Source organism: Bradyrhizobium sp. WSM3983 (genome assembly GCF_000473045.1).
Taxonomy (GTDB): Bacteria; Pseudomonadota; Alphaproteobacteria; order Rhizobiales; family Xanthobacteraceae; genus Bradyrhizobium.
In genome coordinates, this window is sequence record NZ_AXAY01000046.1 from 32,793 (window position 1) to 48,882 (window position 16,090).

Consider the following 16,090-nt stretch of genomic DNA (forward strand, 5'->3'; position numbering starts at 1 on the left):
TGGTTCCTGCGCGCTTAGAGATATTCTAACGGTAGCCAAAACATCGGCGCGGTCCGCATGCAGCGCATGTTTTGCGGCGCGCTGCGGCCTTAAGCTTCACGGATTCGACGGCGCACAATTTCCATCCGCCCTCAGCACCCGGCCACCGCCATCGCCACGACCGCGCTCAGCGCCATCCAGCCAAAATGCCGGCCACGGGTCGCCCAGGCGTTGGCGCAGGCGGAGAAGCCGAACACGCAGGCCATGGTGATGACGATCCAGTGGCGCGCCGCGCCTGAGTCCATCCAGGGCGTCGCGACCAGCAGCACACCGCAACCGATCCAGGCGACGGTCGAAGCCTGCCAGACCAGGCGGATCAGGGTGCGGAGCCGTTCCGGCTCGATGCGGGCACGGGCAAAGACCTTGGTCTCGCCGAGAATGCCATGGATGAGGGCCACCACGATGGCCCCGACGCCGGCGCACTGGAGCAGGAGATCACGCATCGTTAAAGCCCTCTGAAGCTCTGCCCATACATATGTGTATGGTGAGATAGGCGCTGGCCTGCCGCCTGTCAATACACTAGTGTATGGTCAAGATCTCGGAACCTGACATGACCGAACAGCTCTCCGCCGACGACTGGATCAGCCAGGGCATCAAGGCGCTCACCAAGAACGGCTTCACCGCACTGAAGGCCGATCCAATGGCAAAAACGATGGGCGTCTCCCGCGGCAGTTTTTACTGGCATTTTGCCGATCTCGGCGCGTTCCACGCGGCCGTGCTGAAACGCTGGCGCGAGATCGCCGCCGAGGAGATCATCGCCGGCGTCAAGGCCGACAGCGACGAGCCGCTGAAAGCGCTGCTGCGGAGGACCTTTGGCGCCCGGCTCGATCTGGAACGCGCCGTGCGCAACTGGGCGGCGTTCGATCCGGCGGCGCAAGCGGCTGTCCGCGCCATCGATCGCCGCAGGCTCGACTATATTGAGGGGCTGCTGGAACGACGCGGGTTCGCCGCGGCAAGCGCGCAGGCGCGGGCGCAGATCCTGTACTGGACCTTTCTCGGCTTCGCGCTGTCGGGCTCGCCGGTGCCGCCCGCGCGGCTGCAGGGCCTGCTCGACGAGATCCAGAAGATGGTAGCGTCCTAGCGGACCGCGATGGGCGGCCGCGATTATATATGCTACAGGCAGCCGATCGCCGGAGACCATGATGAACGCGCCCACCGAACGCCCCGAACCCAGCGTCGACCCCAAGCTGCTGGAGATTTTGGTCTGCCCGCTGACCAAGGGCCCGCTGGAATTCGATTCCGCCAAGCAGGAGCTGATCTCGCGCAGCGCCAAGCTCGCTTATCCGATCCGCGACGGCATCCCGATCATGCTGCCGGAAGAGGCGCGGAAGATCGATTGAGGTGAGTGGCCCGGAGAAACACAGCTGATTGTTTGGCACGATGCCCGCGCAACACTCGCAGTGTCATCCCGGCGAAGGCCGGGATCCATAACCACAGGGAGTGGTGTAGGGCGAGGTTGGTAACTCCGAGTCTTCGCATAACTATTGCTGCGGCGTATGGGTCCCGGATCTGCGCTGCGCTTGTCCGGGACGACGGCGGAGTATGGAGCGCTAGCTAGACTCCCTTACAACGCCTCGCCCTTCAACAGCTTCGGTATCTCACCCGTCAAACCCGCCGCCTCGCGGATGAAGAGATTCTTCAGCGGCGGGGTGCGGTCGACGATGCCGAGGCCGATGTCGCGCAACGAGCGCAGCAGCGTCGACTGGTTGGAGAACAGGAAGTTCAGCGAATTGGTGGCGACGCCCATCGCCATGGTGTCGAAGCGGCGCCAGCGCTGATAGCGCTCGAGCACGTCGGCTCCGCCGAGATCCATGCCGAGCCGCGCGGCATCGACCACGACTTCGGCCAATGCGGCGACATCCTTCAGCCCCATGTTGAGACCCTGTCCGGCGATGGGATGGATGACATGGGCGGAATCGCCGACCAGCGCGAGGCGCTCGGCGACGAAGGAGCGCGCCACGAAATAGGACAGCGGGAACGCGCGCGGCTTGTCGAGCGCTTTCACCTCGCCGAGATGCAAACCAAAACGCTGCTCGAGCTCGCCGTGAAACTCTTCTTCGCTCAGCGCAATGATGCGCGCGGCCTCACTGCGGCGCTCGGTCCACACCAGCGACGATCGCTTGCCGGTGAGCGGCAGGATCGCAAAGGGACCCGCGGGCAAGAAGTGCTCTTCGGCGCGGCCTTCGTGATCGCGCTCGTGGCCGACGGTGACGACGATGCCGGACTGGTCGTATTCCCAGCCATGGGTGGCGATGCCGGCGCGCTCGCGCAGCCTGGACTTGGCGCCGTCAGCCGCGATCAGAAGGCTTGCAGCAATCTTGCTGCCATCGCCGAGTGTCACGTCAACGCCGCCGGCGCTCGCATCGTAAGACGCAACGATGGTCGCGCGGAGATCGATGCCTTCAGCTTCGGCGCGAACGACCAGCGCATCGATCAGGCGGCGGTTCTCGACCATATGCGCGAAGGGTTCGCCGGGCGCGACATCGCCGGCGAAATTCAGGAACGCCGGACGCGTGGCGTCCTCGAGCTTGGAATCGGTGACGACCATGTCGAGGATCGGCTGGGCCTCGGCCTTGACATCGTCCCAGGCGCCGAGCGCCTCGAACAGGCGGCGGCAGGCGGCCACGATCGCGGTCGCGCGGGGATCGCGGCTCGGCCGAATGCTAAGCGCAGGATCGGCGACGATGACCGGGATCTCGGGTCCGAGCCCCTGGCGCAGCGCAAGTGCGAGCGCGAGGCCCGCAAACGCGCCGCCGCCAATGACAATGCTACCCTGTACCGACATGCTCAACTTTTCCTGCCCAGACTGTCCGGCCAAATCTTGGTCTTGCTAGCAGACTTGAGGTGGGCGAAACAGTGCGGTGAAACAAGGGCGGAGCGCCGCCATTGTGTCATTCCGGAGCAGCGAACCTGGAATGACGATGCGAAAGCTGAATTCCATGTCCAAGAGCCTGATCGACCTGATTTCGATCCTCGACCTCGAGCAGCTCGAGGTGAATTTGTTCCGCGGCAACAGCCCGAAGACGAGCTGGCAGCGGGTGTTCGGCGGGCAGGTGATCGGACAGGCGATGGTGGCGGCCTGCCGCACCGTCGAGGGCCGCCTGCCACATTCGCTGCACTGCTATTTCATCCTGCCGGGCGATCCGCAGATCCCGATCATCTACCAGGTCGAGCGCCTGCGCGACGGCAAGAGCTATTCGACGCGCCGTGTCACCGCGATCCAGCACGGCAATGCAATCTTCTCGATCATGGTCTCGTTCCACGCCGAGGAGGAAAGCGCATTCGATCACCAGGAAAAAATGCCTGACGTGCCGCCGCCGGAAAAGCTCACGGCGGAGGAGATGGCGAAGCAGCCGACGTTCCGCGAGATGCCGGACTTCATCCGTCGCTACTACGAGTCCGATCGTCCGATCGAGCTGCGCCCGGTCGAGCTCGGCCGTTACTTCGGCCAGAAGATCGAGGACGGCCGCATCCATGTCTGGATCAAGACGGCGGCAACGCTTCCGGACGATCCGGCGCTGCACATGTGCGCGCTGGCCTATGCCTCGGACTTCTCGCTGCTCGATGCGATCATGGCGCGCTATGGCCGAACGCTGTTCGACAAGCGCATGATGCCGGCGAGCCTCGACCACGCGATGTGGTTTCACCGCCCGTTCCGCGCCGACGAGTGGCTGCTCTACGCGCAGGATTCGCCGAGCGCGCAAGGCGGCCGCGGCTTGACCCGCGGCTCGATCTTCAAGCCCGACGGCACCCTGGTCGCCTCTGTCGCGCAGGAAGGCTCCGTGCGCGAGCGGAGGACCTGATCGCCCCAAGCGCGCGACTCAGGGCCTTTTGAGTCGTGCTTACATCGAACCGCGCGGTGCGAGCTCGGTCTGCGATGCGAACCAGTTCATGATCCAGCGATACACCCACGGAATCGGGATGATGAAGCCGCACAGGATCGCCGCCGCAATTCCGCGCCAGAGGATCCCGAGCCCGCTGCCCCGGAAGGTGATCTCTCGCCGCGTGCCCTGAATGTTGCGATAGGTCCAGCGCAGCTGGGCTGCGGCGACCCAGGCCCATCCGATGATGGTGATGATGGAGATCGCAAACAGCAGGTTCCAGCCGATATAGCCCAGGGCCGAGCCGGTGAAGCTGAGGCCGAGCGGCTGCCCGTTGGAGGCGATGTTGGCGATCATCCATTTCAGCAGCATCCAGTAGAGCACGATCTGGACGATGTAGAGCGCGGTGCTCAAAATCTGGATGCCGGTGTAGCCGACGACAATCGCCAGAACGATGAACCCGAAGAACCAGGGCACGATCGCCATGGCATTGCCGGTGAAGGAGAGGTTCGGCCGCCCCGGAACCTTCACGCAGGACACGATCCATTGCGTGTACCAGACGAACAGCCACGGAATCGGGATGATGAAGCACGAGCCGATCAGCATCACCAGTGTTCGCCAGGTGAAGTCGACGATGCCGAAATCGACCGACAGCGATCCGCCGGCAGCGCTGCCTGCACCGGTGTAGCCACCGCCGCCCATCATCGGCGGGGCCCCGGCGGGAATGATCGGCGACGCGCCGCCGCCCGACATCAGACCGGGAATTTCGGCGGCCTTCTGCCAGCCGGCCATGCCCTCGGACCACACCAGGGTATCGCCGCGCACGACGCCCTGGGCGATCAGGTCGCGGAATTGGCCCTCCGGATAGGGCCCCTGCTGCTTGCCCTCGGATGCGTAGAACCAGCTCGCCATGACGCGTCCCCCAAAATACTTATGTACCGCTCGGCAGGCGCGGGTTCACCGCATCCATGCCAAAAATGCATTGTGAAGGATGAACGGCTGCCCTGTACAGAGGCGGCCGTTCACAACGCCAGACGTTTTTCCGCTTCAATCTGCAAGTTTTTTGTGCCATTTGCCCGGAAAGATGCCAGATTGACGCAGCGCCGGGGACATGCGGCGCTGCGCATCCCCGGGGAATAGGCCTGACCATGAAACTCGTCGTCGCGATCATCAAACCCTTCAAGCTCGATGAAGTCCGCCAGGCCCTGACGGCGATCGGCGTCCACGGCATGACCGTGACCGAGGTGAAGGGCTACGGCCGCCAGAAGGGTCACACCGAGATCTATCGCGGCGCGGAATATGTCGTGAACTTCCTGCCGAAGCTGCGGATCGAGATCGCGGTCGCCTCCGACATCGCCGACAAGGCGGTCGGCGTGATCACCGCGTCGGCGCGTACCGGGCAGATCGGCGACGGCAAGATCTTCGTCACGCCGATCGACCACGCGCTGCGCATCCGCACCGGCGAAACCGACAGCGACGCGCTCTAAACACATCTATCCGATCGCAGCCGGCAACGACGCCACGCGTGCGACGCCATCACTATGCCGGGGGGAAATGACATGGCGGGATTGTTGCGCCGCGCAGCCGTAATGGCTGCGCCGATCGGATTTGTGTCGCTTATGGCAGCGCCCGCGCACGCCGCAGCCTCCGAGATCAGCACCGCCGACACCGCCTGGATGATCGTCGCCACCGCACTGGTGCTGATGATGACGATCCCGGGACTTGCGCTGTTCTACTCGGGCATGGTGCGCAAGAAGAACGTGCTCGCCACCATGGCGCAGAGCCTTGCCGCGGTGACGATCATCTCGATTCTCTGGGTCGCGTTCGGCTATTCGCTGTGCTTCGTCGGCGACGGCCCGTGGATCGGTTCGCTCGACCGCTGGTTCCTCGCCGGCATGACCATGGACAGCGTCAACCCGGCCGCGAAGACGATCCCGGAAGCGCTGTTCATGCTGTACCAGATGACGTTTGCGATCATCACGGTGGCGCTGGTCGCGGGCTCGGTCGCCGACCGGATGCGGTTCTCCGCCTATCTGCTGTTCTCCGTCGCCTGGTTCATATTCGTCTACATTCCGCTGGCGCATTGGGTGTGGGGCGGCGGCTTCCTCAACAGCATGGGCGTGCTCGATTTCGCCGGCGGTCTCGTCGTGCATCTGTCGGCCGGCACCGGCGGCCTCGTCGCCGCCAAGGTGATGGGGCGCCGTCACGGCTACGGCACCGAAAATCTCTCGCCGTTCGATCTGTCGCTCGCCGTGATGGGCACCGGCCTGTTGTGGGTCGGCTGGTTCGGCTTCAACGGCGGCTCGGCCGGTGCTGCCAATTCGCGCGCGGTGATGGCGATCATCGCCACACATCTTGCGGCCTGCTCCGGCGCGCTGACCTGGGGCGCGATCGAATGGTCGACGCGGCGCAAGCCTTCCGTGCTCGGCATGATCTCGGGCGCGGTGGCCGGCCTCGGCACCATCACACCAGCTTCGGGCTTCGTCGCGCCGTGGCACGGCATCGTCATCGGCATCGCCGCAGGCGGGATTTGCTACTGGGCCTGCACCTGGCTGAAGCACCGCTTCAACTACGACGACTCGCTCGACGTGTTCGGCGTCCACGGCATCGGCGGGCTGACCGGCACGTTGCTCGCCGGCGTGTTCGCGACCAGCGCGATCGGCGGCACGGCCGGCCTGCTCGAGGGCCATCCGCAGCAATTGCTGATCCAGCTTTACGGTGTCGCCGTCACCTTTGTCTGGTCGGCGGGCGTGAGCTTTGTTCTGCTCAAGCTGGTCGGCCTGTTCGTGCCCCTGCGCGTGTCGCGCGAGCACGAGCTCGAGGGGCTCGATATCTCGCAGCACGGCGAAGCGCTGCAGTAATCGGGGCTTGCGCAATATATAAGTACATGCTTATGTATTGCCATGATCGAAGCCGACATCTTCAAGGCGCTGGCCGACCCGACGCGCCGAAAGGTCTTTGAGAAGCTCGCTGGCGGAAGCTTGAATGCCAGCGCTTTGCGCGACGGTTTGGAGATCAGCCAGCCGGCGATGTCGCAGCATCTTGCGGTGCTGCGCGCGGCAGGCCTCGTGCGCGAGCAGCGGCAGGGCCGCTTTGTGAATTACGAAGTCGACCCCGAAGGAATCGTCGCCATCGGGGCATGGCTTGCGCGTTATCGCGCCTATTGGCCGAAGCGCATGGACGCACTCGCCGATCTTTTGAAGGATATGGATCAATGAGCGACGCAGCGAAGCCCGATCCCTCCGATGCAGAACTGGTGCTCGAATATGAATTCGATGCGCCGCCGGCAAAGGTCTGGCGTGCCGTGACCATTCCGGCCTTGCGCGAGCGCTGGCTGCCGGATTGCGACCTTGCGGGCGCCGAGCCGGAATCATCGATCGCGGGCGAGGAGGTACGCTACCGGCTTCGTGATTCAGAGCCGCCGTTTCGCGAGAGCCACGTCATCTTCCGGATCGAGCCGAACGAGGACGGCGGCACCCGCTTCCGCATCATCCAGCAAGCCTGCGACGACCTCGCGAAGCTGCCGCAGCCGGCCAACAGCAATTGCTGCCTGATGCTGGCGGCCTGACACCAAACAAGACTTCATCACCTGCAGACATGGAGGTCGCCGATGCGCGACATGCTTCAGCTCGTCCCTATGGTCGTCGAACAATCTGCCCGCGGCGAACGATCCTTCGATATCTACTCGCGGCTCCTGCGCGAGCGCATCATCTTCCTCAACGGCGAGGTCAATGACGCCATGTCCGGACTGGTCTGCGCGCAACTGCTGTTCCTGGAGGCGGAGAACCCGAACAGGCCGATCAATCTCTACATCAATTCCTACGGCGGCGTGGTCACCAGTGGCCTCGCCATGTACGACACCATGCAGTTCATCAAGGCGCCGGTTCATACGCTGTGTATGGGCACCGCGCGCTCCATGGGCTCGTTCCTGCTGATGGCCGGCGAACCCGGTCACCGCGCCGCGCTGCCCAATGCGAGCCTTCACGTGCATCAGCCGCTCGGCGGCTTCCAGGGCCAGGCGTCCGACATCCTGATCCATGCCAACGAAATGCAGGAAACCAAGCGGCGTATCACCCGGCTCTATGCGCAACATTGCGGGCGCTCCGCGGCTGAGGTGGAACGGACCCTGGACCGCGACCACTTCATGACCGCGCAGCAAGGGGTCGAGTGGGGATTGATCGACCGGGTCTTTACGGAGCGCCAGCCGTCCGATCGCGAGGCTAGTCAATAGACCGCCTCCGTAATTAGATACCCTCCAACTGCCCGACGCGTGAGCAGCAAATGTGTCGGCAGCCTGTCATGCCTGCTTTTTGATCAGGCCTGACCATGGATTGAGCGCGACGTAATAGCGCACTGCACCGCAATACCCGTCAAACGCGAAAACCCCCGTTTTCATAGTCCGTTAGGCAACGCGGCCGATCTGGCACGGCATTTGATTCTAAGGGTCCCGGCTGTGCCCGCGTAGTGAACTTCTCCCTCGTGGCGAACCAGTCGAGAAACGCCCGGCCATGTCCGGACCGGGCCCAAGCGGGGATAGGACCCATGAAAATTGTTATGGCGATTATCAAGCCATTCAAGCTGGAAGAAGTCCGTGACGCCCTGACCGCCATTGGCGTTCACGGTCTCACGGTGACGGAAGTCAAGGGATATGGCCGTCAGAAAGGCCACACGGAAATCTACCGCGGCGCCGAATATGCCGTGAGCTTCCTGCCCAAGATCAAGATCGAAGTCGCCGTCGCCTCCGAGCAGGTCGACAAGACCATCGACGCCATCACGTCCGCCGCCAAAACCGGACAGATCGGCGACGGCAAGATCTTCGTCATCAACCTCGACCATGCGGTCCGCATCCGCACCGGCGAGGCCGACGCCGCGGCACTTTGATTTCGCGCTCAACCAAAATCCAATCAGGAGTAAATGAAATGACGTTTAAGCGTCCCTATGGCGCGGGATTGGCGGCTCTCGCAGTCGGCCTGTTCGCTGCAACCGCAGCCTATGCCGAGCCAACGGTCAACAAGGGAGACAACGCCTGGATGCTGACATCGACAGTGCTCGTGCTGTTGATGACGATCCCGGGTCTTGCGCTGTTCTACGGCGGCCTCGTCCGCTCCAAGAACATGCTCTCGGTCCTGATGCAGGTCTTCTACACCGTCTGCGTCGTCACCGTGATCTGGGCCGTGTACGGCTACAGCCTCGCCTTCACCGGCGGCTCCGACTTCATCGGCGGCTTCTCCAAGGCCTTCATGATGGGCGTCACCACCGACTCGAAGGCCGCGACCTTCTCGGTCGACGCCAACATCTCGGAGCTCGTCTATGTCTGTTTCCAGATGACCTTCGCGGCGATCACGCCCGCCCTCATCGTCGGCGCCTTCGCCGAGCGTATGAAGTTCTCGGCGATCGCCCTGTTCATCCCGCTCTGGGTCACGCTGATCTACTTCCCGATCGCGCACATGGTCTGGTACTGGCCCGGCCCGGACGCGATCCAGGATGCGGCCAAGGCTCTGGCTGCTGCGGCTGATGGAGCGGCGAAGACTGCGGCTCAGGCCAAGCTCGACGAGATCAACGCCGACGCCGGCTGGATCTTCAAGAAGGGCGCGATTGACTTCGCTGGCGGCACCGTGGTGCACATCAACGCCGGCATCGCAGGGCTCGTCGGCGCTCTGCTGATCGGCAAGCGCACCGGCTACGGCAAGGACCTGATGGCTCCGCACTCGCTGACCATGTCGATGATCGGCGCCTCGCTTCTCTGGGTCGGCTGGTTCGGCTTCAACGCCGGCTCCAACCTGGAGGCCAACGGCGGCGCAGCCCTCGCCATGACCAACTCCTTCGTCGCCACCGCAGCCGCCGCGCTGTCGTGGATGTTCGCGGAGTGGATCATCAAGGGTCATCCGTCGGTGCTCGGCGTCATCTCCGGCGCTGTCGCGGGCCTCGTGGCCGTCACGCCTGCCGCCGGCTTCTCCGGCGTGATGGGTGCGATCGTCCTCGGTCTCGTGGTCGGCGTGGTCTGCCTGTTCTTCTGCACCGTCGTGAAGAACGCGCTCGGCTACGATGACTCGCTCGACGTGTTTGGCGTGCACTGCATCGGTGGCATCGTCGGCGCCCTCGGCACCGGCATCCTGGTCAACCCGGCCCTCGGCGGCGCGGGCATCATCGACTACACCGCGATCCCGCCCAAGGTTGCCGATTACGACTTCGCGGCGCAGATGATCTCCCAGATCGAAGCCGTCTGCACCACACTGGTGTGGTCGGGTGTCGGTTCGGCGATCCTCTACAAGGTCGTCGATGTGATCGTTGGCCTCCGCGCCAATGTCGAGAGCGAGCGTGAAGGTCTCGACATCACCGACCACACCGAGCGCGCCTACAACATGTAACGACTCCTCCCGGGCGCGATCTCTCCTCGGCGATCGCGTCCACGACTACGGTTTGGGCACATACCCGGCAATGCCCCGACCGTTGAGGGGCTCCAGCGCAAGTTGGAGCCCCTTTCTTTTTGGTCTTTTTGGCGGGATTCTTTTTGACTGCGCAAAGAAGAAAAGGATTGCCATTCCAGATTGCCGGCGCAGAAATAACGACCACAACGAACAACAACACGGGAGGTCGTCATGCGTTTGGAAGGCGGATGCTATTGCGGCGAGGTGCGCTACGTGGCCGAGGGCGATCCGATGATGCAGGCCCAATGTCACTGCCGCGAGTGCCAGTACATCTCGGGCGGTGCGCCCAACACCTTCATCGCGATGCCGGCGAACGGCTTCACCTACATCACCGGACAACCCAAGCAGTTCACGCGCAAGGACCTCGCCCGCGCCGTCACGCGGGAGTTCTGTGCCGAATGCGGCACCCATCTGGTGACCAAGGTTCCGGGACTGCCGGCTGCGGTCCTGAAGGTCGGCACGCTGGACGAGCCGGAAAAATTCAAGCCGCAGTTGGCGATCTACACCTGCGACAAGCAGGAGTTCCACATGATCCCAGCGGGGATGACGACGTTCGAGAAGCTGCCGGCGCACTGAGAGCAAGCCAGGAAATTGGTTCGCTCCCTCTCCCGCTTGCGGGGGAGGGCTGGGGTGGGGGTGCCTCCGCAGAGAGGCTCCCCAAGAGGAGAGAACCCTCACCCGCCGCGCTCTTAGCGCGCCGACCTCTCCCGCAAGCGGGAGAGGTAAGAACAGCCCATGCATCCCGTTGTTATCCGGCCTCACTATTCCCGCTCTGGACGGGCCGGCCGGCCGATGGTTAATCGCGTCTTAACCTCGCCCTATCTATGGTGAACTGAACCGCTTCCCGCCGGCACCTTGGTGCGACCGGCTGTTCCAAGAGTGCTGGCGCCCAGAATGGCTATGACCGCTTCATCCCGTGCGCCGCTAGCCGGTGGAAGCTCCGACAACGAACGCTCGCCCTTTGTCCGGCTGAACGAGCTGCTGGCGCCGCATCAGCCCGGCAAGCCCTTGATTTCGCTCGCGGTCGGCGAACCGCAGCATCCGGTTCCGGATTTCGTCGGCCCGGTGCTGGCCAAGCACATCGCCGATTTCGGCCGTTACCCGATGAACCAGGGCACCGAGCCGTTCCGCCAGGCAGCCAGCGCCTGGTTGTCGTCGCGCTTCAGGCTGCCGCGACCGCTCGACCCCAAGAGCGAGATTCTCGTCCTCAATGGCAGCCGCGAGGGGCTGTTCCTCGCCGCGATCGCAGCAGCGCGCTATGTCGGCCCGCGTCCCGGCAAGCCCGCCATCCTGATGCCGAACCCGTTCTATCCGGTCTATGGCGCCGGTGCCGGCGCGGCGGCCTGCGAGCCGGTCTATCTGCCGACCACCGTCGAAAACGGCTTCCTGCCCGATCTCGATGCCATCGACGAAGCGACGCTGGCGCGCACGGTGGCGTTCTATCTGGCCTCGCCCGCCAATCCGCAGGGCTCGGTCGCGTCGCGCGATTATTTCACGCGCCTGAGGAGCCTCGCCGATCGCTACAATTTCGTGATCCTCAGCGACGAGTGCTACTCCGAGATCTACACCCGCGAAGCGCCGGGCAGCGCGCTCGAATGTGCCGGCCCCGATTTCACCCGCGTGGTTGCGTTCCAGTCGCTGTCGAAGCGCTCCAACCTGCCGGGCCTGCGCGTCGGCTTCGCCGCCGGTGACAAGAAGCTCATCGGCATGTTCCTGGAGCTGCGCAACATCGCGGCGCCGCAGGTGCCGGTGCCGCTCCAGCATGTCGCGACCGTTGCCTATGGCGACGAGGCGCATGTCGAGGAGAACCGCAGGCTCTACCGGATCAAGTTCGATCTCGCTGACCAGATCATCGGCAATCGTTACGGCTATCGCCGGCCCGACGCCGGCTTCTGCGTCTGGCTCAATACATCCGAGATCGGCGACGACGTGTCCGTGACTCTCAAGCTCTTCAAGGAAGCCGGCGTGCGCGTGGTGCCCGGTTCCTATCTGGCGCGGCGTCAGCCCGACGGCTTCAATCCCGGTGCCGGCTACATTCGCCTGGCGCTGGTGCAGGATAGTGAGACCACGGCGCAGGCGCTGCACCGGCTGGTCGAAACTCTGGGTTAGGCGGGCCCATGAGCATGTCGACAATCGAACGTGTGATTCCCCTGGTCGGCCATCTGCCGCCCTCGATCCGCGAGGCGCTGAGCCGCCGCGTGCGCGAGCTCACCGGTCTCGGCCTGGTTACACTCTCGGGCGTCGCATCCGCCGCGCTGATGACCTGGTCGGTGCAGGACCCGAGCCTCAGCCACGCGACCTCGCGACCGATCCGCAACATTCTCGGCTATGCCGGCGCCATCGGCGCCGACCTCGCAATGCAGATCCTCGGGCTCGGCGCGATCATGCTGATCCTGACGGTCGCGGTGTGGGGCTGGCGCATGATGACCCATCGCCCGTTCGACCGCGAGGCCCTGCGGCTCGGCTCCTGGATTCTCTGCACCGTGATCGCGGCGGGCTTTGTCAGCTGCTGGCCGCATGGTGGCGCCTGGCCGCTACCGACCGGGCTTGGCGGCGTGGTCGGCGATGCGCTGGTGCGCGCGCCTGCGGTAATCTTCGGGCCACCCGGCGCGATCTATCGCATGTTGCTCGGCGTCATCCTGTTCGCCGCGCTGGCCGCGACCTTCCTGATCGCCTGCGGGCTCGGCGCACGCGAGCATGACGAAGAGCCCGCGGAGATCGAGGACGATGACAAGCCGCTCGACGAAGACGAGGACAGCGATCGCGGTTCGGTGTCGCTGGGCTGGCTGTTCCACGCGCTGATGAGCACCAAGGCACGGCTGATCTGGCTGTTCGGCACGGCCTATCGTTCACTGGTCTCGAGCGGACCAAAGACCAGGGCGGTTGCTTTCAGCCGCCAGGAGCCCAATCTCGGCGGCCGCGCCGCGCCTTCGATCTCGCCGCAATCCGAAGACGAGGACGACGAGCACGAGGACGAAGAGGAAGACGAGGAGGAGGAAGAAGAGGAGCCGGCCGCGCGCGCTCCGCGCAAGAAGGCGGCACCGAAAGCCGCTTCCAAGAAATCCTCCGACAAGTTCGAGCTTCCATCCGTGTCCGTGCTGGCCGCGCCCAAGGCCGGCGATCGCCAGCCGCTCAGCAAGGCTGAGCTGGAGGCCAATTCGCGCGCGCTCGAAGGCGTGCTGCAAGACTTCGGCGTACGCGGCGAGATCGTGAAGGCCAATCCGGGTCCCGTCGTCACGCTGTACGAGCTGGAGCCGGCACCCGGCATCAAATCGTCGCGCGTGATCGGGCTTGCCGACGACATCGCCCGTTCGATGAGCGCGTTGTCGGCGCGCGTCGCTGTCGTGCCCGGCCGCAATGCCATCGGCATCGAGCTGCCGAATGCGCATCGTGAAAAGGTCTATCTGCGCGAGCTGCTGGTCGCCAAGGAGACTGTCGACTCAGTCGCCAAGCTGCCACTCTGCCTCGGCAAGACCATCGGCGGCGATCCTGTCATCATCGACCTCGCTCGCACACCGCACATGCTGATCGCCGGTACCACCGGCTCCGGCAAGTCGGTTGCGATCAACACCATGATCCTCAGCCTGGTCTACCGGCTGCGTCCGGACCAGTGCCGGCTGATCATGGTCGATCCGAAGATGCTCGAACTCTCCGTCTATGACGGCATTCCTCATCTGCTCACCCCCGTCGTGACCGATCCGAAGAAGGCGGTGGTCGCGCTGAAATGGGCCGTGCGCGAGATGGAAGAGCGCTACAAGAACATGGCCAAGCTCGGTGTCCGCAACATCGACGGCTACAACACGCGCCTCGGCGAATTGAAGGCCAAGGGCGAAGAGCCGACGCGTACCGTGCATACCGGCTTCGACAAGGAAACCGGCAAGGCGATCTACGAGGAAGAAAAGCTCTCGCTCGATCCACTGCCCTACATCGTCATCATCGTCGACGAAATGGCCGACCTGATGATGGTTGCCGGCAAGGACATCGAAGGCGCGGTACAGCGCCTCGCGCAAATGGCGCGCGCCGCCGGCCTGCATGTGATCCTCGCGACGCAGCGTCCGTCGGTCGACGTCATCACCGGTACCATCAAGGCGAACTTCCCCACCCGCATCGCCTTCCAGGTCACCTCGAAGATCGACAGCCGCACGATTCTCGGCGAGATGGGCGCCGAGCAGCTGCTCGGCCAGGGCGACATGCTCTACATGGCCGGCGGCGGCCGCATCAGCCGCGTGCACGGACCGTTCGCCTCGGACGATGAAGTCGAGAAGGTGGTGCGCCACCTCAAGACGCAGGGCCAGCCCGAATATCTCGAGGCCGTCACCGCCGAAGAGCCGACCGAGGACGAGGACGGCGCCGTGTTCGACGCGACCGGCATGGGCGGGGATGGCGGCGGCGATCTGTTCCAGCAGGCCGTCGCCATCGTCAAACGCGACCGCAAGGCCTCGACCAGCTACATCCAGCGCCGCCTGCAAATCGGCTATAACCGCGCCGCATCGCTGATGGAGCGCATGGAACTGGAAGGCATCGTCGGACCCGCCAATCACGCCGGCAAACGCGAGATTCTGGTCGAGGAAGAAGACAGCCATATGTGAGGCGAGCGGCCTCAAAGTCCTATTTCACGCGAAATCGTTATCTGCTTTTGCCCGAAATCACGTTAAAACGACGCCCAGCCACACAGGACGACGCGTTGACCAGACATCCGGACATTGGATTAGCCGCCTCATTCGCTGCGCGCAGCGCGCGCGTGGCGGGCGTGCTTCTCGTCACCGCCGCGATGGTGACTGCGGCGGCGTTTGCGCAAACCGTTCCTGTGCCGAAGCCCGCGCCGAAGGGCCGCGACGCTGCTCCGCCCTCGGGGGGGCCGTCGATCACCGGCGCGACGCAGGCGCCGCCGAATCCGATCATTCCCGATCCGCGCCGCAACGTGCCGAGCAGCATCTTCCAGACCTTCGATGCGAATCAGAAGGCGCAGGCGGCCAAGGTCAGCGCGTATCTGTCCTCGCTGTCGACGCTGGTCGGGAATTTCGTCCAGGTCGGCCCCGACGGCAGTAAGACGCAAGGCGATTTCTACATCCAGAAGCCCGGCAAGATGCGCGTCGAATACGATCCGCCGAGCCCGATCGACATCGTTGCCGATGGATCCTCCGTCGTGGTGCGCGATCGCAAGCTCGCGACGCAGGACGTCTATCCGCTGTCACAGACACCGCTCCGCTTCCTGCTGTCCGATCGCATCGACCTGATGAAGGACACCAACGTCGTCAGCGTCACGGCCGACGACCTCTTCATCAGCGTCACCATTGAGGAGAAGCAGGCGCTGGTCGGCACCAGCCGCCTCTTGCTGATGCTCGGCGCCAAGGACGGCCAGTTGAAGCAATGGACGGTGACCGATCCTCAGGGCTACGACACCACGTTTGCGGTTTATAATCTGGACACGAGCAAGAAGCTCGATCCCAATATGTTCAAGATCGACTTCACCAATTACAGCGTGCCGTCACCGGGGTAGGTCCCGTAGGGTGGGTTAGTCTTACTGCGTCATGGGCGTCGTCGTCCATTGGATGCTGCGCCGATGCCACAGCATGGACATCGCGGCAAGGTTTTAATGAGCATGCGGATCAATCGGGCGCGCATGGTTGCGATCGAGTTCGGGACGTGGCGTTCAGGCCGCGTGGGCGGAGCCTCTCGGTCGATAATCGTCGGGTAAGCGAGGTACCGGGACTGACGGGGCGGAACGTGGTCCTGAGGGGGGAATCGTCGCCTGCTCGGCGATCAGAAAGCCATAGGCTGCGATGCACAGGGTTGCGTGGT

At 64.1% G+C, this 16,090-nt stretch carries 17 protein-coding genes and 1 pseudogene; 14 read left to right on the plus strand and 4 right to left on the minus strand.

What is annotated here, in order from left to right; all coding sequences use genetic code 11:
- Window positions 1-131: 131 nt before the first annotated feature.
- The gene (locus YUA_RS0138100; RefSeq protein ID WP_027535353.1) at window positions 132-482 is read right to left on the minus strand and encodes a hypothetical protein; all 351 of its coding nucleotides are present in this window, start codon (window positions 480-482) and stop codon (window positions 132-134) included.
- Window positions 483-589: 107 nt separating this feature from the next.
- Here YUA_RS0138100 and YUA_RS0138105 point away from each other — a divergent pair, with 107 nt between their 5' ends.
- Together YUA_RS0138105 and YUA_RS0138110 are read left to right on the plus strand one after the other, a co-directional pair.
- Window positions 590-1,120 carry a TetR/AcrR family transcriptional regulator gene (locus tag YUA_RS0138105; RefSeq protein WP_027535354.1) on the plus strand — a complete coding sequence of 177 codons (531 nt, stop codon included), beginning with the start codon at window positions 590-592 and terminating at the stop codon, window positions 1,118-1,120.
- A 61-nt stretch (window positions 1,121-1,181) separates the two neighbouring features.
- The gene (locus tag YUA_RS0138110; protein ID WP_027535355.1) at window positions 1,182-1,379 is read left to right on the plus strand and encodes a Trm112 family protein; all 198 of its coding nucleotides are present in this window, start codon (window positions 1,182-1,184) and stop codon (window positions 1,377-1,379) included.
- A gap of 224 nt (window positions 1,380-1,603) precedes the next feature.
- Here the strand turns inward: YUA_RS0138110 and YUA_RS0138115 are convergent, their stop codons facing one another.
- Window positions 1,604-2,824, minus strand: a complete 1,221-nt coding sequence (locus YUA_RS0138115) for a ubiquinone biosynthesis hydroxylase (protein ID WP_027535356.1) — start codon at window positions 2,822-2,824, stop codon at window positions 1,604-1,606.
- 154 nt (window positions 2,825-2,978) lie between these two features.
- Between YUA_RS0138115 and tesB the strand changes: the two genes are divergently transcribed.
- The gene (gene tesB / locus YUA_RS0138120; protein WP_027535357.1) at window positions 2,979-3,842 is read left to right on the plus strand and encodes an acyl-CoA thioesterase II; all 864 of its coding nucleotides are present in this window, start codon (window positions 2,979-2,981) and stop codon (window positions 3,840-3,842) included.
- Window positions 3,843-3,881: 39 nt separating this feature from the next.
- On the opposite strand, the gene YUA_RS0138125 is transcribed toward tesB, so the two are convergent.
- Window positions 3,882-4,772, minus strand: a complete 891-nt coding sequence (locus tag YUA_RS0138125; RefSeq protein WP_027535358.1) for a DUF4339 domain-containing protein — start codon at window positions 4,770-4,772, stop codon at window positions 3,882-3,884.
- 236 nt (window positions 4,773-5,008) lie between these two features.
- Here YUA_RS0138125 and YUA_RS0138130 point away from each other — a divergent pair, with 236 nt between their 5' ends.
- The 11 genes from YUA_RS0138130 (at window position 5,009) to YUA_RS0138180 (ending at window position 15,788) form a co-directional block, all read left to right on the plus strand.
- Window positions 5,009-5,347 carry a P-II family nitrogen regulator gene (locus YUA_RS0138130; RefSeq protein WP_027535359.1) on the plus strand — a complete coding sequence of 113 codons (339 nt, stop codon included), beginning with the start codon at window positions 5,009-5,011 and terminating at the stop codon, window positions 5,345-5,347.
- 72 nt (window positions 5,348-5,419) lie between these two features.
- Window positions 5,420-6,721: an ammonium transporter gene (locus YUA_RS0138135; RefSeq protein ID WP_027535360.1), complete on the plus strand. Its 1,302-nt coding sequence runs from the start codon at window positions 5,420-5,422 to the stop codon at window positions 6,719-6,721.
- A 42-nt stretch (window positions 6,722-6,763) separates the two neighbouring features.
- Window positions 6,764-7,078, plus strand: a complete 315-nt coding sequence (locus YUA_RS0138140) for a helix-turn-helix transcriptional regulator (protein ID WP_027535361.1) — start codon at window positions 6,764-6,766, stop codon at window positions 7,076-7,078.
- The gene (locus YUA_RS0138145) at window positions 7,075-7,428 is read left to right on the plus strand and encodes an SRPBCC domain-containing protein (RefSeq protein ID WP_027535362.1); all 354 of its coding nucleotides are present in this window, start codon (window positions 7,075-7,077) and stop codon (window positions 7,426-7,428) included. Before YUA_RS0138140 ends, YUA_RS0138145 begins: the two co-directional genes overlap by 4 nt.
- A 42-nt stretch (window positions 7,429-7,470) precedes the next feature.
- Window positions 7,471-8,091: an ATP-dependent Clp protease proteolytic subunit gene (locus YUA_RS0138150; protein ID WP_027535363.1), complete on the plus strand. Its 621-nt coding sequence runs from the start codon at window positions 7,471-7,473 to the stop codon at window positions 8,089-8,091.
- Window positions 8,092-8,402: 311 nt separating this feature from the next.
- Window positions 8,403-8,741, plus strand: coding sequence for a P-II family nitrogen regulator (locus YUA_RS0138155; RefSeq protein WP_027535364.1), 339 nt, complete (start codon window positions 8,403-8,405; stop codon window positions 8,739-8,741).
- A 38-nt stretch (window positions 8,742-8,779) separates the two neighbouring features.
- A complete protein-coding gene (locus YUA_RS0138160; protein ID WP_027535365.1) occupies window positions 8,780-10,228 on the plus strand; it encodes an ammonium transporter in 1,449 nt (482 codons plus the stop codon).
- Window positions 10,229-10,459: 231 nt separating this feature from the next.
- Window positions 10,460-10,864 (plus strand): GFA family protein, encoded by a 405-nt coding sequence (locus YUA_RS0138165; RefSeq protein ID WP_027535366.1) that lies wholly within the window; start codon window positions 10,460-10,462, stop codon window positions 10,862-10,864.
- 318 nt (window positions 10,865-11,182) lie between these two features.
- The gene (locus YUA_RS0138170; protein WP_027535367.1) at window positions 11,183-12,397 is read left to right on the plus strand and encodes an aminotransferase class I/II-fold pyridoxal phosphate-dependent enzyme; all 1,215 of its coding nucleotides are present in this window, start codon (window positions 11,183-11,185) and stop codon (window positions 12,395-12,397) included.
- Window positions 12,398-12,405: 8 nt separating this feature from the next.
- A complete protein-coding gene (locus tag YUA_RS0138175; RefSeq protein ID WP_027535368.1) occupies window positions 12,406-14,877 on the plus strand; it encodes a DNA translocase FtsK in 2,472 nt (823 codons plus the stop codon).
- Between the two features lie 152 nt (window positions 14,878-15,029).
- Entirely contained in the window at window positions 15,030-15,788 is a 759-nt protein-coding gene (locus tag YUA_RS0138180; protein WP_027535369.1) for an outer membrane lipoprotein carrier protein LolA, read from the plus strand.
- A 153-nt stretch (window positions 15,789-15,941) separates the two neighbouring features.
- Here YUA_RS0138180 and YUA_RS52180 read toward each other — a convergent pair.
- Window positions 15,942-16,090, minus strand: a pseudogene (locus YUA_RS52180) (IS701 family transposase); the annotation flags it as partial.

What these genes read in the sequence shown, in the direction of transcription:
- YUA_RS0138100 (WP_027535353.1), bottom strand. Translation starts at nt 482, where the DNA reads ATGCGTGATCTCCTGCTCCAGTGCGCCGGCGTCGGGGCCATCGTGGTG.
- YUA_RS0138105 (WP_027535354.1), top strand. Translation starts at nt 590, where the DNA reads ATGACCGAACAGCTCTCCGCCGACGACTGGATCAGCCAGGGCATCAAG.
- YUA_RS0138110 (WP_027535355.1), top strand. Translation starts at nt 1,182, where the DNA reads ATGAACGCGCCCACCGAACGCCCCGAACCCAGCGTCGACCCCAAGCTG.
- YUA_RS0138115 (WP_027535356.1), bottom strand. Translation starts at nt 2,824, where the DNA reads ATGTCGGTACAGGGTAGCATTGTCATTGGCGGCGGCGCGTTTGCGGGC.
- tesB (WP_027535357.1), top strand. Translation starts at nt 2,979, where the DNA reads ATGTCCAAGAGCCTGATCGACCTGATTTCGATCCTCGACCTCGAGCAG.
- YUA_RS0138125 (WP_027535358.1), bottom strand. Translation starts at nt 4,772, where the DNA reads ATGGCGAGCTGGTTCTACGCATCCGAGGGCAAGCAGCAGGGGCCCTAT.
- YUA_RS0138130 (WP_027535359.1), top strand. Translation starts at nt 5,009, where the DNA reads ATGAAACTCGTCGTCGCGATCATCAAACCCTTCAAGCTCGATGAAGTC.
- YUA_RS0138135 (WP_027535360.1), top strand. Translation starts at nt 5,420, where the DNA reads ATGGCGGGATTGTTGCGCCGCGCAGCCGTAATGGCTGCGCCGATCGGA.
- YUA_RS0138140 (WP_027535361.1), top strand. Translation starts at nt 6,764, where the DNA reads ATGATCGAAGCCGACATCTTCAAGGCGCTGGCCGACCCGACGCGCCGA.
- YUA_RS0138145 (WP_027535362.1), top strand. Translation starts at nt 7,075, where the DNA reads ATGAGCGACGCAGCGAAGCCCGATCCCTCCGATGCAGAACTGGTGCTC.
- YUA_RS0138150 (WP_027535363.1), top strand. Translation starts at nt 7,471, where the DNA reads ATGCGCGACATGCTTCAGCTCGTCCCTATGGTCGTCGAACAATCTGCC.
- YUA_RS0138155 (WP_027535364.1), top strand. Translation starts at nt 8,403, where the DNA reads ATGAAAATTGTTATGGCGATTATCAAGCCATTCAAGCTGGAAGAAGTC.
- YUA_RS0138160 (WP_027535365.1), top strand. Translation starts at nt 8,780, where the DNA reads ATGACGTTTAAGCGTCCCTATGGCGCGGGATTGGCGGCTCTCGCAGTC.
- YUA_RS0138165 (WP_027535366.1), top strand. Translation starts at nt 10,460, where the DNA reads ATGCGTTTGGAAGGCGGATGCTATTGCGGCGAGGTGCGCTACGTGGCC.
- YUA_RS0138170 (WP_027535367.1), top strand. Translation starts at nt 11,183, where the DNA reads ATGGCTATGACCGCTTCATCCCGTGCGCCGCTAGCCGGTGGAAGCTCC.
- YUA_RS0138175 (WP_027535368.1), top strand. Translation starts at nt 12,406, where the DNA reads ATGAGCATGTCGACAATCGAACGTGTGATTCCCCTGGTCGGCCATCTG.